Source organism: Nocardiopsis sp. NPDC006832 (assembly GCF_040635885.1).
GTDB lineage: Bacteria > Actinomycetota > Actinomycetes > Streptosporangiales > Streptosporangiaceae > Nocardiopsis.
In genome coordinates this window covers 1-20,289 of sequence record NZ_JBEYLC010000031.1, presented here as the reverse complement: position 1 = coordinate 20,289, position 20,289 = coordinate 1, and the positions used below count along the sequence as shown (strand labels likewise).

The following is a 20,289-nucleotide window of genomic DNA, read 5'->3' as shown; positions in this document are numbered from 1 at the left end:
CACCACCACTATAGACGAACAACCGTTCGAATATCTGGGGTTCTTTGAAGTTCTCCAGGGCCCTCAGGACCGGTCGGCGGAGCTGTCCGTCTCCACCTCGGCCCGCTTGTCCTTGCCCTCGTCCGAGCGCGACTTGATCAGGCTGCCGATGATGGTGATGGTCATGATGCCCAGGATGACGGTCAGCGAGGTGCCGATACCGACCTCGATGACGTGCACGCCGTTCTCGTGCAGCGCGTGCAGGATCATCTTCACGCCGATGAAGACCATGATCGCCGACAGGCCCCAGCTGATGTAGGCCAGGCGGTCCATGAGACCGGCCAGGAGGAAGTACAGCTGACGCAGACCCATCAGGGCGAAGGCGTTGGCGGTGAAGACGATGTAGGCGTCCTGGGTCAGACCGAAGATCGCCGGGATGGAGTCGACGGCGAAGACCAGGTCGATGACACCGATCGCGACGATCACCAGCAGCATCGGGGTCACGTGACGACGGCCGTCGAGCTTCACGGTCATCTTGGCGTCGTGGTAGTCGTTCGTCACCGGCCAGAAACGCTTGACCAGGCGGACCACCGGGGTCTGCGTGAAGTCCTTGTCGTCCTCGTCACCCTTGAGGTGGTCCCGGATGATCTTGTAACCGGTGTAGATGAGGAAGACGCCGAAGAGGTAGAAGACCTCGCTCCAGGCGTTGATGACCTGGGCGCCCAGGACGATGAAGATGCCGCGCATCACGATCGCGATGACGATGCCGACCAGCAACACCTCGTGCTGGTACTTCTTGGGCACCGCGAAGCCCGTCAACAACAGATAGAAGACGAACAGGTTGTCGATGCTCAGGCTTTTCTCGGTGACGAAGCCGGCGAAGTACTCGGCACCCGCGGTGCCACCGCCGAAGTACATGACACCGAAACCGAAGACCACGGCGAGGCCGATGTAGAAGACCGCCCACCAGCCGGCCTGCTTCATCCCGAATTCCATCGGGCCCTTGGTCTTACTCCAGGGGCGATCGACGATGATCAGATCCACGGCAAGGATCAGGATCATGGCCGCGATGGTGGCAGCCCAGACCCACAGGGGAACGTTCACTGACGGATTCTCCTCCGGTCGGTGCGCGCGAGCGTTGTGCGCGCACGAAAACTAACCGGAGGTCTCTCCCGCCCGCACCTCAAAGGTGTGGACCGACGGAACCGGGAACACAACGTTGTGGTCCGTGATGACGGCGCCGCCGCGACAGGGATACTCCCCTCACGTGGTGAAGCAGGCGCAAGAAGCGCACCAACAAAGGGTACGCCATCCGAGCCGGTCCTCAGGATGCCATGAACCACGCCCGGGGGGAAGTCGCCCCGACGGTGGTAACGACCATTCCGGAGAGCCATATCCCCCTTGCCGAACGCCCTCACCATCGGGCCACCGTCTTGTAGATCGAACACACCGACTCCAACACGTCCTCCTCCGTGGGCAACGACCGCGCCGCCTCGCGTGAACGCGCGCGCAGGTCGTCGGCGAGCCCGGGATCGTCGAGCACCCGCCCGACCGCGGCGGCGAACGCCCTAGGGTCCCCGGGCGGCACCATCAGCACCGTGCCCGCGTACAGATCGGGAATGCCGCCCACCCGGGTGGCCACCACCGGCAGACCGGCCCGCAAAGCCTCCATGATCACCAGGGAAGGACCCTCCCAGCGGCTGGTGAGACAGAACACGTCGGCGGCGGCCAACAGGTCCGCCACGTCGTCACGACGACCCAACATGCGCACGTCCGCGTCCATCTCCGCGGCCACGTCGTGCAACTCTCCCCACAACGGTCCGTCCCCGGCGATCACCACCACCGGTTCGGGCGTCCGGCCGGCGAGCGTCGACGCCGCGTCCAGCAGCATGTCGATCCCCTTCTGCTCGGCCAGACGCGCCACCGTGAGCAGCAATGGTCTCTCCGGTGAAACCGCCAGGTCGCGGCGGGTCTCCTCACGGCCCTTGAGCTCCCGCCCCGTCCCCGGCGCCGCCACCACCGCCATGCGCGCGCCCTCGGCCCCCGCCGCCCGCAACCGCTCCACCAGGTCACCGGAGACCCCCAGCACGGCGTCGGCGCGCAACGCCACGATCCGCTCCAGCACCGGATAGACCGCGGCCGGCGGCCCTTCCGTCCGGGGCGGCCCGTTGTGCGCTGTCACCACCAGCGGACGCGCCCCGGCCAGGGCGCACAGGGCACCGGCGCGCAGACCGTGCGCGTGCACCACGTCCGCACCACCGAGCACGGCCCGCAACCGCAGTACCGCCCCGGGGTCGGACCATGAGGGCCCCGTGCCGATCCGCACCGGCGAGAACCGCATCCCGGCCTCGGTGAAACCGAACTCCCGCTCGACCTCGGGCGGGCCGACCACCGCCACCCGGTATCCGCGTCTGAGCAACCCCGCCCCCAACGAGCGCACATGGCGGCCCACACCTCCGGTACTGGTCCCGACCACCAGCGCGATCCTGCCGTTCACCGTGTCCCCCTCCTGCGTTCGAGTACCTTCCGGGCCCGACCGCTCACCACGCGCACCGCCGACCGGTCCAACAGGGCCACGACCGCGCCGAACACCACCAGCGCCGCCCCGCCCGACACCAGCGCCGTCCCCACGGCCGCCCAGACCCCGGTCGGCGCCGACACCGCGGCCACCGCCCTACCCGCGACCGCGCCGACCACCCCGGCCGGCACCGCCGCCGCCAACGAACGTGACAGTCCGGCCAGACTGTCACGTCCGTGCACACTCATCACCGCGGCGCACAGCAGCACCGCGGCCAGCCCCGTACCGACGGTGGTGGCGGAGCCCAACCCCGTGATCGCCCACCCGGCCGGCAACGCCCACACCAGGGCACAAGAGCACACCATGACCACCAGCCACCCCGTGACCTGCGCGATGGCGGCCCGCCTGCCGTCGTGGGAGGCGTACAGGGCCCGGCTCAGCAGCGCCACCAGCGCGAAACCCACCACCCCGGGCGCGTAGGCGAGCAGCCCTCGTTCCAAGGGCAGGGGATCGACCCGGGCCAGGACCGTCGCGAGCGGACCGGCCGCCGCGGCCAGCGCGGTGCCCGCCGCGGCGGTGATCACCACCACGGCCCTGACCCCACCCGCCAGCAAGCGGGCGAACCGGGACCGGTCGTGTTCGGCGTGCGCCACCGCCAGTTCGGTGAAGGCACTGGTGGCCACGGGCACCGCGATCACCCCGTAGGGCAGGGTGAACAGCGCCCACGCGTAGCTGTGGTGCACCGCCGCACCCGCTCCCCCACCCCGGTTGGCCAACACCACCGCCAACAGGAGCGACGCCTGCATCACCACCAACGGCAGCAGGGAGGCGGTGGCCAGGGACCGCACCCGCTCCCCCACCCCGGGCGGGAAGGTCAGGCGTGCCCTGAGACGGATCCCCAGGCCCCGGGCGGACACCAGCGCCGTGACGAACAGGGCCACCACCCCCGCCGTGGTCCCCAACGAGAGCGTGAGTTCGGCGCCGAGGGGCAGGGTTTGCGGTTCCTGACGGTGTCCGGACCCCAAGGGAACGAAGGCCAGGTAGGCGGCGACCACCACCAGACTGGAGACCAACGGGGCCAGGGCCGGACCGAGGAAGCGCCGATGGGCCTGCGCCACCCCGAAGAGCACGGCGGCCAGCCCGTAGAAGACGACCTGCGGGGCGAACACCACGAGCATGCGCGCGGCCAGGGAGATCAACGCGGCGCCATCACACCCCAGGCCCGTCCCCAACATCAGCGTCATCGCCGGCACCGAGGCCAGGGCCAACAGGGCGGCCAGCGGCAGGGAGAGCAGCAGGACCCAGGTGACCAGCGCGGAAACGGTGTGCCGCACCTGTTCATGTTCGTCCCGCCGGACCGCCACCGCCAGGACGGGGACCACCATGGCGGTCAGGGCCCCACCGATGACGATCTCGAACAGAACCGCCGGCAGCTGGTTCGCCGTGACGTAGGCGGTGCCCAGACAGGTGTCACCGACCGTCTGGGAGAAGACGACGGTACGACCGAAACCCGCCGACCTCGCCCCCACGGTGACCACGGCGATGAGCGCGGCCGCCGTGGCCACACCACGGGTCATGTCGGCGACCGACCCCAGTGGTCCAGGCGGCGCAACAGCGGCACACGGTCGATCACCCGGGAGAAGCCGGTGACCTCACCGGCCAGGGTCAGGGCGCTCACGCCACCGAGCAGGGCCAGCCGGACCGGTCGCGGGGCCCGCACCACGGCGGCCACCCCCAGCGCGGCGCCCAAGGCGTTGGCGCCCGTGTCGCCGAGCATGGAACGTTCGGCCAGTTCGTCGGGGAGCAGGGCGATGGAGGCCCCCACCAACGGGCCGACCAGCGGTGCGGCCGGGGTGGTCAGCGCCGGGGCGGCGGCCAGCAGGGCGAACTTCACCGCGCGCCCGGGGCGCAGGTCGAACAGGTTGACCAGGTTGGCGCCGGCCGCGATCAAGGCCCCGTCGACCAGGGTGTCGGCCGGGCCCCGCCGCAGCAGCGACGCGGCGGCCACACCGGTGGCGCCGATGCCCGCCATCTTGACCGCTCCGGTGGTGACGCGGCCTCGGGCCAGCGCACCCAGGTGGCCGCGCAGGCCCTTGGTCTCGGCCGAGCCGGACAGGTCGTCGTACGCGCCGAAGGCGGCGGCACCGGCGGCGGCCAGCGTCGAGGCGGCCCGCACCCTCGGGTCGGTTCCGGGGGTCAGGGCCATGGCCGCGCACATCCCCGACGCCAACGCGGTCCCCGCTTGCAGGGTGACGGTACGACCGCGGAAGTTCACCCGCTCCCAAAGATGGTCGCGGCGCCGTGTCAGCCACCGGTAGGCGCAGTGGGCGGACAGGCCTCCCAGGGCGGCGCCGGTCAGTCCGCGCACGGCGTTCACTCCGTGGTCCTGGCCGCCGCGTCGGCCTCGATCTCCGAGGGCGCGTCCCCACTCCTGGCTTCGGGCAGGGGTTCGGGAAGGAACCCGGAGGCTCCCTCACCCACGCCGTAGGCACCACGGCCACCGTCCAGGGCCTCGGCCAGGGCCAGGGCGACGACCACGTCACCGGCGGGGCGGCCCGCCACGTCCACGGTGCTGTAGGAGGCGTCCTCGGCCAGGGCTCGGGCGATGACCCCGCCCTCGTGCGCGGCCTCGGTACCTCCGGCCAGGACCGTCGCCCCCACTTGGCGGTTCATCGCCCCGGTGAGCGCGAGCAACGCCGTGGTCGCGGACTCGGCCTCCTCCTCGGCCGGCCCGGTGGGGGCCACCACGATCAGGGCCCGTGCGGCGGTCGCGGGCGAACCCTGCACGGTGATCAGGCCGCCCTCCTCGAAGGCGGCCAGGGTCGCGGCGGCGTGTCCGCCCTCGTCATCGTCCTGTCGAACCACCAGGGCCCGCCCCAGTTCCGCGCCCGCCTTGTCGTGGGCCCCACCGGTCAGCTCCGTGGGAGCGTCGGAGACCTGTAGGGCGAGTTCGTCGACGAAGGTGGCCCCGTCCTCGGCCAGGAGCGCGTCCCGTATCAGCACACGCCCGGTGACCTCGGCGCCGGCCTCCTCGGCCCGCTCCCCCAACCCGTGCACCACGTCCTCGTCGGCCCCGGGCGCGGTGACCACTACCAGCTCCACACCCTTGAGCCGGTCGGTGAGCACCTCACCGGCGGTGGCCCGCGCCAACTGGTCCGCGCCGGCGTTGAGCAGTTCGGCCTCGTCGCGTTCGACGCGCAGGTCCTCGCTCTGGCCGCGCAGGTCCGCGGTCTCGGACTGCATCGACTCCAGCAGAGGATCCTGGAGCATGGTGGTGCCCAGCACGAGTCCGACCGTCAGGGCCAGGAACACCGCGACGATGGACACCAGGTGGTAACGGAAGTCGATCACGTGAACAGCCCCATCGACGAATAGGCGAACGCGTCCCAACGCGCCGCCAGGAAGGTGAGGTAGACCTGGCCGGCCGGTGAGCAGTACGCGGCGACCACGATGGTGAGCAGGCAGGCGGCCACCATCGCCAGCAGCGCCCACGGGGAGATGCGCGAGCGGTACAGCCGGCTCACGCCCTTGGCGTCGACGAGCTTGCCGCCCACCCGCAATCGGGTCAGGAAGGTACTGGCCATGCCCGCTCGTCCCTTGTCCAGGAACTCCTCCAGGGTGGCGTGGGCGCCCACCGCCACGATGAGGGCGGCCCCGGCGCCGTCGGCGAGCATCATCGCCACGTCCTCGCTGGTGCCGGTGGCGGGGAAGACCACGGCCTTGTGGTCCAGGTCGCGCAGGCGTTGCAGTCCGGGCGCGCGCCCGTCACGGTAGGCGTGCACCACGAGTTCGGCGCCGCTGTCCAGGGCCCGGTCGGAGACGGAGTCGAAGTCCCCGACGATGATGTCGGGTCGGTACCCGGCCTCCATGACCGCGTCGGCGCCGCCGTCCACACCGACGATGACCGGACGGAACTCGCGGATGTAGGGGCGCAGCGCCGCGAGGTCCTCCCGGTAGTGGTACCCGCGCACCACGATGAGCACGTGGCGGCCCTCCATGGCGGTGCCGATCACGGGGATGCCGATACCGTCCAACAGCAGGTCGCGTTCGCGTTGGAGGTAGGCCATGGTGTTGGCGGCGAAGGCCTCCAGCTGAGTGGCCAGCCCGGCGCGGGCGAGTTCCATGGCGGCGTCGACCGAGGCCCGATCCTGGCGGGTCCCGCGCGCCACCACCTCTTCGCCCCGGTACAGGGTGTCGTCCTCCAGGCGCAGCCGTTCGCCCTCGCGCACGCGGGTGAACACCTCGGGGTCGACGTCGTCGATCAGGGGGATGCCCGCGCCCACGAGGAGTTCGGGCCCTTGGTTGGGGTAGCGACCACTGATGCCGGGGGCCACGTTGACCACGGCGGCCACACCGCAACCCACGAGCGCTTCCGCGCTGACCCGGTCCAGGTCGACGTGGTCGATCACGGCGATGTCACCGGGACGCAGGCGCCTGGTCAGGTTCTTGGTTCGACGGTCCGAACGAACGGGAGCGACCAGCCCGGCGGGGGCCTCCACGCGTGGGCGGCGGAATCGCAGTACCTTCATCGCTGGCATACTGTCAGACTTCGCTCACCCGGAGTCACGACGGTCGACCGAACGGCGTTTTCAGGACAAAACACCGCCGATGCCCGGATTCCGGGCACCGGCGAAGGTCGAGCCGATCGTTCAGGCCGCCGGGTAGGCCCGCTCGGGGTCGGCGTTACCCAGCAACTCCTCGGCGTGCGCCCGCCCCAACTCCGAGTCCTCCAGACCCGCGAGCATCCGCGAGAGCTCACGCACACGGCCGGCCCGATCCAGCAGCACCACACCGCTCTCGATGACCAGACCCTCCGTGGACTTCTCCACCACCAGATGGGCGTCGGCGAACGCCGCCACCTGAGGCAGGTGCGTGACCACGATCACCTGGGCACGCTGGGCCAAGCGGGCCAGGCGCCGCCCGATCTCCACGGCCGCCTTACCACCCACGCCCGCGTCCACCTCGTCGAACACGAACGTGGGGACCGGGTCGGAGCCCGCGAAGACCACCTCGATGGCCAGCATCACCCGCGAGAGCTCACCACCGGAAGCGCCTTTGTTCAGCGGCAACGGAGGCGAACTCGGATGCGGGGCCAGCAGCAGTTCCACCTCGTCGCGCCCGTGCGAACCGAACTCCTCACCGGTGGTGATGCGCACGCTCACCCGCGCGTGCGGCATCGCCAGCGCGATCAGCTCCTCGGTGACCGCCGTACCGAACCGCTCGGCCGCCACCTCACGGATCCCGGTGAGCTCACCGGCCGCCTCGTCCATACGGGCGGCCAGGTCCTCGGTCTCGGCGCGCAACGCGTCGATGCGCTCGTCGTCACCGTCCAGGTCCGCCAGCCGCTTGGCCGCGTTCTCCGCCCAGGTCAACACCTCATCGGTGGTCGCGCCGTACTTGCGCGAAAGCTGGGTGAGCAGGGAACGACGCTCCTGCACCTCCGCCAGCCTGCCCGGATCGGCGTCCACCGACTCCGAATAGGACGCCAGCTCGGTGGCGGCGTCGGTGATGATGTAGGACGCCTCGTCCAACCGGCCACCGATCGCGGCCAGGTCCGGGTCGTGCTCGCTGACCGAGGCCACCGCCTGACGCGCCGCCGACAACAACCCCACCACGTCGGCCTGCACCTCCGCGGCGGCAGGGTCCCCGGTGAGCGCCTCGTGCGCGGTGGTGGACGCCACCCGCAACCCGTCGGCGTGCGCCAACCGCGTCTCCTCGGCGAGCAACTCGGCGTCCTCACCCGGCAACGGCTCGGCGGCGGCGATCTCCTCCACCCCGAACCGGAGCAGGTCGGCCTCCTGGGCGCGCTCACGCGCCCGCTCCACCAACTCCTCCAGCTCGGCCGAGATCTCGCGGTGGCGCCGATAGGCCACCGAGTAACGCTTCATCGCCTTGGCCAACTCGTCACCGGCGAACCGGTCCAACGACGAACGCTGACGGTCCGAGCGCAGCAGACGCTGCTGGTCGGACTGACCGTGCACCGCCACCAGGTCATCGGCGAGGTAGGCCAACAGGCTCACCGGCGCGGAACGACCGCCCATGGTCGCGCGCGAACGCCCCTCCGCCGACACCGTCCGGTTCAGGATCAGTACGTCGTCGTCGATGTCGCCACCGGCCTCGAACACCCGGGTGGCCACCCGACCGCCCTCGGGCACCGTCAACCGACCCTCGACCACCGCCCGGTCGGCACCCGGCCGGACCCGCTGGGGATCGGCACGCCCACCGAAGAGCAGTCCCAGCCCCGTGACGACCATGGTCTTACCCGCGCCGGTCTCACCGGTGACCACGGTCAAACCCGGTGACAGCTCCAACACGGCGTCGTCGATGACACCGAGGCCTTGGATGCGGACTTCTTCGAGCACCGAACCCTCTCCTGCAATAGTCGTTCAACGTTCGCGACCGGCGCGTCCCCGCCACCCGGTGACCGGCAGACCGAACTTGGCCACCAACCGGTCGGTGAACGGCGCGCGGTGCAGCCGGGCCAGACGAACAGGCGTATCGGCACGGGTGATCTCGATTCGTGCCCCCGCGGGCAATTCGACCATACGCCGTCCATCACACCAGAGCACGCCCGGCGTGGTGTCCGGCAACACCTCCAGCGCCACGGTCGCGTCCGGGCCCACCACCAGGGGGCGGGCGAACAAAGCGTGCGCGCTGATCGGCACGACCAGCAACGCCTCCACGTCCGGCCACACCACGGGACCACCCGCGGAGAAGGCGTGCGCGGTGGAACCGGTGGGGGTCGCGCACACCACACCGTCACAACCCCAGCTGGACAGGGGGCGCCCGTCCACCTCCAGGACCATCTCCAACATCCGGCGGGTGTCGGCCTTCTCCAAGGTCGCCTCGTTGAGCGCCCAGGAACGCACCGGGGGCGCCCCGTCACCACGGCCTCCGTTGAAGACCGCCACGTCCAGGGTCATGCGCTCCTCGACGACGTACTCGCGTCGGACCACACTGCGCACCGTGGCGCCCAGGTCCTCGCGTTCGGCCTCGGCAAGGAACCCGACGTGCCCGAGGTTGACCCCGAGCAGCGGCGCCCCGGCGGGGCGGGCGATCTCGGCCGCCCGCAAAAGGGTGCCGTCACCGCCCAGGACCATGACCAGTTCCACCCCCTCGGCGGCGTGGGGGCCCTCCACCGGTTCCACCGGGGACAACTCACAACCCTCGGCCGCCAGGTTCTCCAGCTCGCTCTTGAGCATGCGAACGGTCAGCCCGGCCCCGCTGAGCCTTTCGTGGACCAACCGTGCGCTGCGCACAGCCGCGGGTCTACCGGTATGGGCCAGCAGCAGAACACTGCGTCCGCCGGTCATCGCCGTCCCCTTACATTCACTCCCCGGTCGGGAGCACTGGTACCGACCGGATGCCTCGCCCGGACCCGGCCGGGTCACGCTACCGGACACTTACGACCATGGGCCACGCCCTCAGGCCGGTCCCTCCTCGATCGCCCGTTCGAGTCGGGCGGGGTCCAACGGGTCGGCACCGGCCCGCATCCACAGGAAGTACTCGACGTTGCCCGAGGGGCCGGGGAGGGGGCTCGCGGCCACGTCGACCACCCCAAGACCCAAGGTGAGGGCGTGCGCGGCCACGTCGGACACGGCCTCGGCCCGCAGCGCCGGCTCACGCACCACACCGCCGGCGCCCACCCGGTCCTTGCCTACCTCGAACTGGGGTTTGACCATCATCACGAAATCAGCGGCCGGGTCGACGCACCCGCGCAGCGGACCCAACACCAGCTTCAGGGAGATGAACGACAGATCGCCCACCACCAGGTCGGGGCGAGGCTCGGAGATCTGCTCGGGGGTGAGTTCGCGGACGTTGACGCGCTCCATCACCTCGACCCGATCGTCGCTGCGCAACGACCAGGCCAGTTGCCCGTAACCGACGTCGACCGCGGTGACACGTTCGACGCCTCTTCGCAACAGCACGTCGGTGAACCCGCCGGTGGAGGCGCCGGCGTCCAGGGCGCGGCGCCCCTTCACCGAGAGCTCGAACGCGTCCAGCGCGCCGACGAGCTTGTGCGCCCCACGGGAGACGTAGGTCGGTTCCTCGGAGGGTGTGCGCACCACGATGGGCTGGTCGGTCCCGATCTGGGTGGCGGCCTTGGAGGCGGCCATCCCGGACACGAGAACGAATCCGCCCTCGATCATCTCGGCCGCGTGACCGCGGGAGCGTGCGTGACCGCGGCGGACCAGTTCCGCGTCGAGCCGACTACGTTTTGCCATGGTCACCTAGGGTACCGGGCATTATCGCCCGCTCTGGGACCCCTGCCCGAGCGCACCGAGCACACCGGACAACTCCTGTTGCAGGGTGTCGAAGACCGCCACGTGTTCGTGCGTGGGCACCTCGTCCAGCCCGGCCAACCGTTCCCTGGTAGCCCGAAGGGTCTGTTCGGCCAAAGCCTCGGCCTGCTCGTCGGCGCCCATACGACCCCCGTCCCTCGCTCACGTCCCGACACTATCGTTCGTTCACTTCTTGGCGCTCTTGCCCTTGGTGGTGCGTTTGGCGGTGGAGCGCGCACGGGTGTTCTTGGCCGTGGGCTTGGTGGCGGTCTTGGTCCCGGTACCGGTCTTGGCGCTGGGAGAGGCCGGCTGCTCGGTGGGAGCGGACTCGGGCTCGGGCTCGCTCACGGGCTCGGCCTCGTCGGCGGGGCCCTCCACGGGCTCGGGGGCGGGGTCGGGCTCGGCGGGCTCCGCCTTCGAGGTCTCCTCCTCGGCCACCGGCTCCAGCCGGCCGGGCACCCGCTCCACGGCGTACCTGGCACCCAGGCGACGCTCCAACTCCGCGACCCTGCGCACCAACCGGTCGTGCTCGGCGCGCGGCACCACGTCCAACTCCTCCAGGGCACGCCCCACCTCGGCGCGCACCAGATCGGCGATGGCCGCCCGGTTCGCCTGACTGGTCTCGATCAGCTCACCCGCCAACGCCTGGATGTTCTGCCCCACTCGCGGCGGCGGACCCTGAGCGGCGTCCACCGAAGGGACCGGTGCGCCGTTGGCGCCACCGGCCCGCAACAACGCCTTGGCGGCCGCCACCGCCTCCTTACGAGAGAGTTCGGTGAGGCCATTGGCGGCATCGAGGTAGGTGCGTACCGCGTCGACGACCATGATGACGTGCTCCTTGATGGGACCGCGGGAGGAAACGAACGAAAAGAGGGCGCGGGTGAGGGAGGGGCCTCGTTCCGGGGGACGACGCCAACGCTACCGTTCCCACGGTCCCGGTGACACGCGAACGGACGATCTCCGCGCCGATACGGCATCATGATCCGATGAGCAGCATCGACGCGTGCCTCGAAAGCATCGCCCGGGCAAACGAGCGCCTCCTGCGAGAACCCCTCGAACGGCGCCGCAGGCACATCCGCGAACGCACCGTGAGCGTGATCGTCCCCGACCTGGACACCGCCTTCGACATGTGCCTGACCGTCGACGGCCTCACCGACGTCACCCACCGCCCGCGCTCCACGCCGGGCCCCGGACCCCAGGTCACGGTGACCGTTTCGAGCGAGGACTTCGTCGCCCTGTCCGAGGAACGCCTGGACCCCGCCAAGGCCCTGTTCGGTCGCCGTCTGAAGATCGACGCGAGCTTCGGCGACCTGCTGCGCCTGCGCCGTCTGCTCTGATCCCGGGCGGTGCCCCGGCCCGCCCGCCGGGACGATACCTTTCTGAGATGCCACGCCAATCCCTTGACCTGGCCCCCTTCCGCGGCCTCCGCTACGCCGCGCCCGACGTCGACCGCTTCATCGACGATGGTTTCGACGTCTCCCGACTCCTGGCCCCGCCCTACGACATCCCCGACGCCCGAGAGGCGCGGGAACTCCAACGCTCCGACCCGCACAACGCGGCCAGGGTCACACTCCCCTTCGAATTGTCCCGCCAGGACGCCGCCGCCCACCGCTACCGCGGCGCCGCCACCCTGCTGCGCAGCTGGATCGACGACGGTTATCTCGCCCAGGACCCCGAACCGGCCCTGTACGTGTACGAGCAGATCACCCCCGACGGCCGTCTCCAACGCGGACTCATCGGAGCCCTCGGACTCCCCGAGGACCAAGAGGCGACACCGGCGGTCCGCCCGCACGAGGACGTGGCCGAACCCCCCGTACTCGACCGCTTCCTGCTGATGGGCGCCGCCCGCGCCAACCTCGAACCGATCTTCCTGGTCTACCGGGGCGAGGGCGGAGCCGCCTCCACCGCCACCGAGGCCGCCGCCCAGGGCACACCACTGATCTCCACCCGCACCGGCGACGGAGCCCGACACCGCCTGTGGGCGATCACCGACCCGGCCGTCCACCACCGCGTCGCCCAGGACCTGGCTCCCCGCACGGCCCTGATCGCCGACGGACACCACCGCTACTCCGCCTACCGACGCCTGCGCGACGAACACACCGATCCCGCCTGGCGGCACGGCCTGGCGCTGCTGGTGGACAGTGACACCCACCCGCCCCGGCTCGGTGCCATCCACCGCGTCCTGCCCGGACTGGACACCGCGCGGGCACTGGACCAGGCCCGCGCCGTCGCCACCGTCTCCCCCCTTCCCGACGCGGGCCCCACCCACCTGGACGGCGTGGACTCCCCCGCCCTGATCGTGGCCGCCCCCGACGGCACCGCCCACCTGGTGCACGACTTCACCGACCGAGCACTGTCACGGGCCATGCCCGAACGCTCGGCGCAGTGGCGACACCTGAGCACCGCCGCCCTGCACCGGGTCCTGCTACCCCTGTGGGGCGTCCCCGAGGAACAGGTGCGCATGGTGCACGACGACCCGGCCGAAGCGATCGCCGTCGCCCGCACCGAACGGGGCACCGCGATCATCGTGCCCCCACTGCGGGTGGAGCAGGTCTACGCCGTCGCCGACCGCGGCGAGCTCACCCCCCGAAAATCCACCTCCTTCGGACCCAAACCCCGCACCGGCCTGGTCATGCGGGTTCTGGACTGACCCGCATGGGCGACCAGGGTGCGCCCCGGTCGCCGAAGGCATCGAGAAAACCTCTGTCGCCGGCGCGCACCCCCTGCCACGCTGGGTGTTCCCACCCCGGCAGAGGAGAACACGGACATGCCCGTCGACCACCCCCAGACCCGTGTACTCCTGGCCCGAGACCTGGCCCGGTTGGGTGTACGCCGAGGCGACTCCCTCCTCGTGCACTCCTCCCTCGGCTCCCTGGGGTGGGTGTGCGGCGCCGAGCAGGCCGTGGTGCAGGCCCTGATGGACGCGGTCGGCCCCCGAGGGACCCTGGTGGTGCCCACCCAGACCTCGGACAACACCGACCCCTCCGGCTGGCGGAACCCGCCGGTGCCCGAGTCTTGGTGGCCGACCATCCGCGAACACACACCCGCGTTCGACCCCCTCGCCACCCCCGGCGCCCACATGGGTCGGATCTCGGAGATGGTGCGCACCTGGCCGGGAGCGGTACGCAGCCCCCATCCGCAGACCTCCTTCGCGGCGTTGGGCCCCCACGCCCACCACCTCATGCGTCCCCACCCGCTCGGCTCGGCCCTGGGCGAGGAATCGCCCCTGGCCAGGTTGGCGGACTTCGGCGCCCACGTCCTGCTATTAGGTGTCGGCTACGACACCTGCACCACCTTCCATCTGGCCGAATACCGGGTACCGAACCCGGCCCGGGCCGACACCTCCTGCGCCGTCCGAACCCCCGATGGCGATCGGACCTGGCTGAGCGTCCAGGACATCGCCTTCGACGCCGACGACTTCGCCGCCCTGGGCACGGACCTGGAACGAACGGGCACGGTCACGGTCGACACCGTGGGCGCCGCCACCGCACGCCTTTTCCCCCTCGCCGAGGCGGTGCGCTTCGCCACCGACTGGTTGACCGAACACCGCGCCCCGGCTGCGACGGACCACACACCCCGTGGGGAGGCCCCGCGGGGCGGAGCCGCCTAGCCTGGAAGCGACCACCATCACCACACGGAAAGACGGGCCGACCTCCATGTCCCTCCAGGCAGCAGACCGCCCGCTCAACGAGCTCCACGACGCGATGCTCCTGGACCTGGACGGCGTGGTCTACATCGGTGCCGAAGCCGTCCCCGCCGCACCCGAGGCGATCGGCAAGGCACGCGCCGCCGGAGTCAAGGTCGCCTTCGTCACCAACAACGCCGGACGCACCCCCGCTCGGATCGCCGAACACCTCACCCACCTGGGCGTGCCGGCCGCCCCCGAGGACGTCGTCACCTCCGCGGAGGCCGCCGCCCGACTGATCGCCGAGCGTTTCCCCTCCGGTTCGGACGTCCTCGTGGTCGGCGACACCGGGCTGCGGCAAGCGGTACGTCGTATGGGGCTGCGGCCCGTCACCATCGCCGACACCTCGACGGTGGCCGTGGTCCAGGGCTTCTCCCGCACCATGAACCGCGAACTCCTCGACCAGGGCGCGCTGGCGGTGGCGCGCGGCGCCTACTACGTGGCGAGCAACGCCGACGCCACCGCCCCCGGCGAGTGGGGCATCACCCCCGCCAACGGATCCTTCGTACGCGTCATCGCGCACGCCACCGGAGTGGAACCGGTGATCGCCGGCAAGCCCATGCGCCCCCTGCACGAAGAGGGGATGCTCCGCACCGGGGCCACCGACCCGTTGATCGTCGGCGACCGGTTGGACACCGACATCGAGGGCGCCACCACCCACGGCGCGGCCGGACTGCTGGTGCTGTCCGGGGTCGTCACACCCCGCGACCTGGTGGCCGCCCCGCCCCATCAGCGTCCCCGTTACCTGTCCTGGGACGTGTCGGGGATGAACGAGACCCACCCCGGCCCACGGCGAGAAGGCGACCGGTCGGTGTGCGGTGGTTGGACCGCCACCACCGGCACGGGTGCGGTCGAGCTGTCCGGAAACGGTGACCGGCTGGACGGACTGCGGGCCCTGTGCGACGCGGTGTGGGCCGACGACTCCATCGACCCCACCGGAGAGTCGGTGGCCGCCGCCCTTCGGGTCCTGGGCTGGTAGGTAGGAGCCTCACCCCACGGGCCTCCGTTCGATGGCGACGGTGCTCACCTCGACCTCCAGGATGCTGCGCACCCCCTGTGGGCCGCGCCAGATCCGACGACGCAGAGCCCCTGACGCCCGGACCACCTCCCCCGTCCGGTACTCCCGGACCCGGTCCACCATCGAATCCTCGAAGGAGACCAGGGTCAGCGAGTCCAGCCGATGCCCAGGACGCCGCGGATCCTCGGGGCGGACCACCCCGATCCGCCAGGAGACCAACCGATCCCCGCTGGGCAGTTCGCGTACGGTCGGCGCGGCGGTGATCCGCCCGACCACCAACACCTGGTTGAGATGGCCCTGATCCTTTGTCGTGGCCTCGGTCGTGATCGTGGTCTTGGTCGTGTCCTTGGTTTCTGAGGGTTTCCGGATGAGCACGAGGAACCTTCCCGGTAGAGGGTGACCTGGTGCGCGCACTGATTCCAGGATCCCCGCCGGCAGGATGCGAGAAAAGACCGTTCGAGAATCTGTGGATAACCCGAGCCCCAGGTGACCCCCGACACAGGACCGTCCAGGCCCCGTGCCCTAGAGTCGGGTTCGGTCCGCAACGGTAGAAGAAGGGTGCTCGGACGTGCACAAAGACGTGAACACCGACGACCTGCCCGAGGGGATCATCCCCTTGGGCGACGAGATCTACGCCATCGACACGATGCTGGCCGGGTACCCGGGGGTGGTGTCCGCCTACCTCATCCGCACCGAACGGCCCTGCATCGTGGAGGTCGGCACCGCCGGATCCGCCCCGGTCCTGCGCGACGCCGTCATCCGACTCGGTCTGTCCCCCGACGACCTGGCCACCATCGTGGTCACGCACATCCACCTGGACCACGCCGGCGGCACCGGCGACATGGCGGCACTGTTCCCCAACGCCGAGATCGTGGTGCACGAACGCGGCGCCCGGCACCTGGCCGACCCCAGCCGGCTCATGGCCAGCGCCAAGATGGTGTGGGGCGACCGGTTGGAGACCCTCTTCGGGCACATGCGTCCCACCGAGGCGACCCGAATCCGTTCGGTCGCCGAGACCGGCGAGATCGACCTCGGCGCGGGACGCAAACTCGTATCGCACTACGCGCCCGGCCACGCCAAGCACCACATGGGTCTGGTCGACACCGCCACCGGCGACCTCTACGTCGGCGACGCCCTCGGCGTGTACAACCCGCTCACCGGCGACCTGCGTCCCGCCACCCCGCCGCCGGACTTCGACATGAACGCCTGCCTGGGCACGCTGCGTCTGTTCGGTGACATCGGCGCCCAGCGCCTGATGTTCTCCCACTTCGGCGCGGTGGACGGGGTCGGCGAGAAACTCGACCGGGCCGAGCGCGAACTACGCCTGTGGGTGGAGACCGTCCGCGACTCCCAGGACACCGGTGGGGACCTGGATCACGCCGTGGCCATGGTCAAGGACAAGGTGATCTCCCGGTACAAGCCACTGCCCCCGGACGCCTCACCCGACGCCGCCGCGGTACTCGACATCCTCAGCGGCGCCGAGGCCAACGTCGGTGGGATCGTGCACTGGCTGGACCGGCTCGCCCAAGAGCAGGCCGACACCGCGAGGAAGGCCGAAGAGGAACGCGCTTGAAGCGAGAAAAACCGGATGCGCCCCGAGGGGGCCGCGACGTAGTGTCCCCGGCATGACGATCGAGATCCGTCCGATGCGCCGCACGGACATCCCCGGAACGTTCGCGCTCATCCGGACGTCCTACCCCTGCTTGGTGCTCACCGAGACCCTCCTCACGGAGCGCTTCGACCGGCCCTTGACCTACTTCCGGGATCAACGCTTCGTCGCGGTGGAGGGCGATCAAGTGGTCGGACACGTCCTCTCCCGTCTGTACGAGGGCGAGAACGGGCGCACGCACGGGCAGTCGTACATGGCCGCCGTGGCACCGCGCTTCGTCCACGGGGACCTCCCCGCTCGGCTGCTGGAAACCTCCGAACGGCGCCTGGTCGACGGTGGCGCCGACCTCTTGGGCGCCGACGCCGCCGAGGAGAGCGTCCAGGTCGGCGGGGAGGGCTTCCGACGGGCGATCCTGGACCGCGGGTACGAACTCGCCGAAAGCGCCCAGATCCTCGGCCTGGACCTGACCACGCTCCCGGAAGCTCCGCCCACCCCCGAGGGCGCTGAACTGCGTACCCTCCGGGAGTTCGACGACGACCCCCGCCCCATCTACGAGATCGACAAGGCCACCAGCGAAGACGAACCCGGAGGCCTCGACGACGGATTCCTGCCCTACGAGGACTGGGTCCGCATCCTGTGGGGCAACCCGCTGGCCGACCGCGACCTCAGCCTGGCGCTCCTGCTGGACGGGGTCCCCGTGGCGATCTCCTGCTACAACTCGGACGGCACCGGCCGAATGGAATCGGGGATGACCGGCACCCTGCGCGAGTACCGAAAGCGTGGGCTGGCCACCTACACCAAGACCACGGCACTGCACCGCGCACGGGAGAAGGGCATCCGGTACGCCTACACCGGTAACCACGCCGACAACGAACCCATGCTCGCCATCAACGACCGGCTCGGGTACGGCGTCATCGGCAGCGAGCAGACCTACCGCAGGCCCTGAACCCTAGGGCGCCCCGGGCAGGTCCAGGATCCGGAGCAGGTGCGCGTACAGACCATCCGCCCAGGACAACTCATCGTCGGCCGGCAGCCGGTCGAAGGCGCGCACCTCGCTGGTCTCGAAACGGCCGGTCAACGGCTCCAACTCGCGCACCCGGGCGTGCGTGACCACCGTGGTGTGCCCCTTGGCCAGCACGTAGTGACCCATCACCCGGATCTCCCCGAGGGTGGCACCGGCCTCCTCCCACACCTCACGGCGAGCCGTGTCGGAGATCCCCTCCCCCGGCTCCCGATGCCCGCCGGGGAACTCCCAGGCCCGTTCACGATTGCGGACCATCAAGGGACGCTCCCCCAGGTAGGTCAGGCACACCACCGAGTCGTACTCGGCGGGCACCTCCCCCAGACGCACGACGGCGCCGCCGAGTGGCTTCTCACCACCCGACGGCGCATCGATCGGTTCGGGGAAGGTCAGTCCCGACCCCTACGTTCCTCGGCCTCCTCCGCCGCCTGGTCCGCGTCCTCCTCGACGTCGGTCCAGACAACGCCGTCCTCGACGTCGTGGTCGACCAGTTCCACGCCCTCCAGCGCGGCCAGACGCTCGTCGGCGTCGGTCATGCCTTCTCGGTCCACCGAAGAGGCCCGGGCGAAGTACTCGCGGGCGTCATCGGTACGGCCCAGCTCCTCCAGGACGTCGGCGTAGGCGTAGAACAACCGGGCCACGTACGGACGGGCACGGCGTTCCTTGAGCTCCGGCACCTGCAGCTCGGCCAGCGCGGCCTTGACGTCACCCATGTCCCTACGGGCACCGGCGGCCACAATGCGCAACTCGATCCGGTCCGCGGTGTCCAGGTCCTTCCCGGCCGGGTCGTTGGTGATCTCCAGCGCCCGCTCCGGCCGGCCCAGACCACGTTCGCAGTCCGCCATGACCGCCAGGAAGGTGTCCCGACCGCTCATCCGCCGCGCCGCGCGCAGGTCTGAGAGGGCCTCCTGCCACTTGCCGACCGTGTAGGCGGCGATGCCGGAGGCCTCACGGACCGTCGGCAGGCGAGAGGCCTTGCGGCGGGCGTAGGCGGCGTGCTTGTAGGCCCTCTCGGGGTCCTCGTCGACGAACAGGCCGGCGGCCACGATGTGCTTGCCGATCAGCTCGGCCAGGGACTTGGGCAGCGAGTGCAGATCGCGCTTGGTCTCCGGGTCGATCTGGTTGTAGGTGGCCTCATCCGGCAGCGGCGGAGCGAGGTCCGCCGGGTCCCGCTCCTCACGGGGACCACGTCGGTCGTCACGTCGGTCATCGCGTCGGTCGTCCCGACGGAAGTCACGGCCGCCACCGCCACCCGCACTGGCGCCAGGACGATCATCACGACGCCCATAACCACCCCGGTCATCGCGACGATCCCGCTCACCCCGGAACCCACCACCACGACGATCCCGGTCCTGGCCCCGGCCACCCTGATAACCACCACCACGACGATCATCCCGGCGATCGTCCCGGTTGCCGACAGGACGGCGGTCGCGGCCCTGGCTCTGGCCGCCCCGGTCGTCACGTCGGTCATCGCGACGGTCGTCCCGACGGAAATCGCGGCCGCCACCGCCACCCGCACTGGCGCCAGGACGATCATCACGACGCCCATAACCACCCCGGTCATCGCGACGATCCCGCTCACCCCGGAACCCACCACCACGACGATCCCGGTCCTGGCCCCGGCCACCCTGATAACCACCACCACGACGGTCACCCTGGTTCCCACCACCACGACGATCATCCCGGCGATCGTCCCGGGATCCCCTGTAGCCGGACCGGGAGCGGGAGTCGTCACCGCGCCCGCGTCCGCCAGGCCCACCGGAGCCGTTACCGCTGTGGTCGTGTGCTCCGGAGTCCTCGCGGTCTCCCGATCGGCTTTCCTCAGTCATCGAACCCGTCCGTCAACATTCAAAAGCGCTGCCACCTTGACCAGTAGCAGCGCATAGTAGTACTCGTATCCTCCAGCTTACGACATGGGATGAACCCAGATCACCAATGCGGTATATCCCCACCGTGCACTTATCCACAGCCCATCGATCTCCAGTGGCTCCGGGAGCTCCCAGCATGTTCCTCTTGATATAGGGGGAGCTTGGGTACCACCGGTTTCGTGCTGCCCAACGTCTGCTGGTGGGGCGCCTCAGGTAGAGAACCTGCCGGTGGTCGGGCGGGGTGGGGGTGGGTTCTCCCTCCTTCCCCGCCGCGTGATTGTTGCCGCCCGCACCGCACGCGTCAAGGCG

The 20,289-nt window shown here is 70.4% G+C and carries 21 protein-coding genes; 6 read left to right on the top strand and 15 right to left on the bottom strand.

What is annotated here, in order from left to right:
- Positions 1 to 63: 63 nt before the first annotated feature.
- The 11 genes from ABZ717_RS16065 to ABZ717_RS16015 form a co-directional block, all read right to left on the bottom strand.
- Positions 64 to 1,083 (bottom strand): TerC family protein, encoded by a 1,020-nt coding sequence (locus tag ABZ717_RS16065; RefSeq protein ID WP_358510536.1) that lies wholly within the window; start codon positions 1,081 to 1,083, stop codon positions 64 to 66.
- 310 nt (positions 1,084 to 1,393) lie between these two features.
- Positions 1,394 to 2,476 (bottom strand): glycosyltransferase family 4 protein, encoded by a 1,083-nt coding sequence (locus ABZ717_RS16060; protein WP_358510534.1) that lies wholly within the window; start codon positions 2,474 to 2,476, stop codon positions 1,394 to 1,396.
- On the bottom strand, positions 2,473 to 4,074 hold the full coding sequence (locus ABZ717_RS16055) for a lipid II flippase MurJ (protein WP_358510531.1): 1,602 nt from the start codon (positions 4,072 to 4,074) through the stop codon (positions 2,473 to 2,475). Before ABZ717_RS16055 ends, ABZ717_RS16060 begins: the two co-directional genes overlap by 4 nt.
- Positions 4,071 to 4,874: a hypothetical protein gene (locus tag ABZ717_RS16050; protein WP_358510528.1), complete on the bottom strand. Its 804-nt coding sequence runs from the start codon at positions 4,872 to 4,874 to the stop codon at positions 4,071 to 4,073. Before ABZ717_RS16050 ends, ABZ717_RS16055 begins: the two co-directional genes overlap by 4 nt.
- Complete coding sequence (locus tag ABZ717_RS16045; RefSeq protein WP_358510525.1) at positions 4,871 to 5,848, bottom strand: copper transporter; 978 nt, start codon at positions 5,846 to 5,848, stop codon at positions 4,871 to 4,873. Before ABZ717_RS16045 ends, ABZ717_RS16050 begins: the two co-directional genes overlap by 4 nt.
- A complete protein-coding gene (gene steA, locus ABZ717_RS16040; RefSeq protein ID WP_358510654.1) occupies positions 5,845 to 7,017 on the bottom strand; it encodes a putative cytokinetic ring protein SteA in 1,173 nt (390 codons plus the stop codon). Before steA ends, ABZ717_RS16045 begins: the two co-directional genes overlap by 4 nt.
- A gap of 129 nt (positions 7,018 to 7,146) precedes the next feature.
- Entirely contained in the window at positions 7,147 to 8,859 is a 1,713-nt protein-coding gene (gene recN, locus ABZ717_RS16035; RefSeq protein WP_358510522.1) for a DNA repair protein RecN, read from the bottom strand.
- Positions 8,860 to 8,883: 24 nt separating this feature from the next.
- The gene (locus tag ABZ717_RS16030; RefSeq protein WP_358510519.1) at positions 8,884 to 9,810 is read right to left on the bottom strand and encodes an NAD kinase; all 927 of its coding nucleotides are present in this window, start codon (positions 9,808 to 9,810) and stop codon (positions 8,884 to 8,886) included.
- 111 nt (positions 9,811 to 9,921) lie between these two features.
- A complete protein-coding gene (locus ABZ717_RS16025) occupies positions 9,922 to 10,722 on the bottom strand; it encodes a TlyA family RNA methyltransferase (RefSeq protein ID WP_358510516.1) in 801 nt (266 codons plus the stop codon).
- A gap of 21 nt (positions 10,723 to 10,743) precedes the next feature.
- The gene (locus ABZ717_RS16020) at positions 10,744 to 10,923 is read right to left on the bottom strand and encodes a hypothetical protein (RefSeq protein WP_358510513.1); all 180 of its coding nucleotides are present in this window, start codon (positions 10,921 to 10,923) and stop codon (positions 10,744 to 10,746) included.
- 42 nt (positions 10,924 to 10,965) lie between these two features.
- On the bottom strand, positions 10,966 to 11,604 hold the full coding sequence (locus ABZ717_RS16015; RefSeq protein ID WP_358510510.1) for a membrane fusogenic activity family protein: 639 nt from the start codon (positions 11,602 to 11,604) through the stop codon (positions 10,966 to 10,968).
- A gap of 161 nt (positions 11,605 to 11,765) precedes the next feature.
- Here ABZ717_RS16015 and ABZ717_RS16010 point away from each other — a divergent pair, with 161 nt between their 5' ends.
- The 4 genes from ABZ717_RS16010 (at position 11,766) to ABZ717_RS15995 (ending at position 15,443) form a co-directional block, all read left to right on the top strand.
- A complete protein-coding gene (locus tag ABZ717_RS16010) occupies positions 11,766 to 12,116 on the top strand; it encodes an SCP2 sterol-binding domain-containing protein (protein ID WP_358510507.1) in 351 nt (116 codons plus the stop codon).
- A 47-nt stretch (positions 12,117 to 12,163) separates the two neighbouring features.
- Positions 12,164 to 13,429, top strand: a complete 1,266-nt coding sequence (locus ABZ717_RS16005) for a DUF1015 domain-containing protein (RefSeq protein WP_358510504.1) — start codon at positions 12,164 to 12,166, stop codon at positions 13,427 to 13,429.
- Positions 13,430 to 13,546: 117 nt separating this feature from the next.
- Positions 13,547 to 14,389, top strand: a complete 843-nt coding sequence (locus tag ABZ717_RS16000) for an AAC(3) family N-acetyltransferase (RefSeq protein WP_358510501.1) — start codon at positions 13,547 to 13,549, stop codon at positions 14,387 to 14,389.
- A 46-nt stretch (positions 14,390 to 14,435) separates the two neighbouring features.
- Complete coding sequence (locus tag ABZ717_RS15995; protein WP_358510498.1) at positions 14,436 to 15,443, top strand: HAD-IIA family hydrolase; 1,008 nt, start codon at positions 14,436 to 14,438, stop codon at positions 15,441 to 15,443.
- Between the two features lie 9 nt (positions 15,444 to 15,452).
- On the opposite strand, the gene ABZ717_RS15990 is transcribed toward ABZ717_RS15995, so the two are convergent.
- Positions 15,453 to 15,857 (bottom strand): single-stranded DNA-binding protein, encoded by a 405-nt coding sequence (locus ABZ717_RS15990; RefSeq protein ID WP_358510495.1) that lies wholly within the window; start codon positions 15,855 to 15,857, stop codon positions 15,453 to 15,455.
- Between the two features lie 193 nt (positions 15,858 to 16,050).
- On the opposite strand from ABZ717_RS15990, the gene ABZ717_RS15985 reads away from it, so the two are divergent.
- Entirely contained in the window at positions 16,051 to 17,055 is a 1,005-nt protein-coding gene (locus ABZ717_RS15985; protein ID WP_358510492.1) for an MBL fold metallo-hydrolase, read from the top strand.
- A 52-nt stretch (positions 17,056 to 17,107) separates the two neighbouring features.
- Positions 17,108 to 18,037: a GNAT family N-acetyltransferase gene (locus tag ABZ717_RS15980; RefSeq protein WP_358510489.1), complete on the top strand. Its 930-nt coding sequence runs from the start codon at positions 17,108 to 17,110 to the stop codon at positions 18,035 to 18,037.
- Between the two features lie 3 nt (positions 18,038 to 18,040).
- Here ABZ717_RS15980 and ABZ717_RS15975 read toward each other — a convergent pair whose 3' ends face one another.
- Genes ABZ717_RS15975 through ABZ717_RS15965 form a run of 3 tightly spaced genes read right to left on the bottom strand, consistent with a single transcriptional unit; the run spans position 18,041 to position 19,793 of the window.
- Positions 18,041 to 18,442, bottom strand: a complete 402-nt coding sequence (locus ABZ717_RS15975; RefSeq protein WP_358510486.1) for an NUDIX domain-containing protein — start codon at positions 18,440 to 18,442, stop codon at positions 18,041 to 18,043.
- 59 nt (positions 18,443 to 18,501) lie between these two features.
- Positions 18,502 to 19,158 carry a hypothetical protein gene (locus tag ABZ717_RS15970; RefSeq protein WP_358510483.1) on the bottom strand — a complete coding sequence of 219 codons (657 nt, stop codon included), beginning with the start codon at positions 19,156 to 19,158 and terminating at the stop codon, positions 18,502 to 18,504.
- Positions 19,159 to 19,172: 14 nt separating this feature from the next.
- Complete coding sequence (locus ABZ717_RS15965) at positions 19,173 to 19,793, bottom strand: hypothetical protein (RefSeq protein ID WP_358510480.1); 621 nt, start codon at positions 19,791 to 19,793, stop codon at positions 19,173 to 19,175.
- Positions 19,794 to 20,289 lie beyond the last annotated feature (496 nt).

Bases quoted from the DNA above. Each gene is read 5' to 3' on its own strand.
- ABZ717_RS15980 (WP_358510489.1), top strand. From the start codon at position 17,108: ATGACGATCGAGATCCGTCCGATGCGCCGCACGGACATCCCCGGAACG.
- ABZ717_RS16055 (WP_358510531.1), bottom strand. From the start codon at position 4,074: ATGACCCGTGGTGTGGCCACGGCGGCCGCGCTCATCGCCGTGGTCACC.
- ABZ717_RS15965 (WP_358510480.1), bottom strand. From the start codon at position 19,793: ATGATCGTCGTGGTGGTGGGAACCAGGGTGACCGTCGTGGTGGTGGTT.
- ABZ717_RS16030 (WP_358510519.1), bottom strand. From the start codon at position 9,810: ATGACCGGCGGACGCAGTGTTCTGCTGCTGGCCCATACCGGTAGACCC.
- ABZ717_RS16020 (WP_358510513.1), bottom strand. From the start codon at position 10,923: ATGGGCGCCGACGAGCAGGCCGAGGCTTTGGCCGAACAGACCCTTCGG.
- ABZ717_RS16025 (WP_358510516.1), bottom strand. From the start codon at position 10,722: ATGGCAAAACGTAGTCGGCTCGACGCGGAACTGGTCCGCCGCGGTCAC.
- ABZ717_RS16010 (WP_358510507.1), top strand. From the start codon at position 11,766: ATGAGCAGCATCGACGCGTGCCTCGAAAGCATCGCCCGGGCAAACGAG.
- ABZ717_RS16005 (WP_358510504.1), top strand. From the start codon at position 12,164: ATGCCACGCCAATCCCTTGACCTGGCCCCCTTCCGCGGCCTCCGCTAC.
- ABZ717_RS16000 (WP_358510501.1), top strand. From the start codon at position 13,547: ATGCCCGTCGACCACCCCCAGACCCGTGTACTCCTGGCCCGAGACCTG.
- ABZ717_RS16015 (WP_358510510.1), bottom strand. From the start codon at position 11,604: ATGGTCGTCGACGCGGTACGCACCTACCTCGATGCCGCCAATGGCCTC.
- ABZ717_RS15995 (WP_358510498.1), top strand. From the start codon at position 14,436: ATGTCCCTCCAGGCAGCAGACCGCCCGCTCAACGAGCTCCACGACGCG.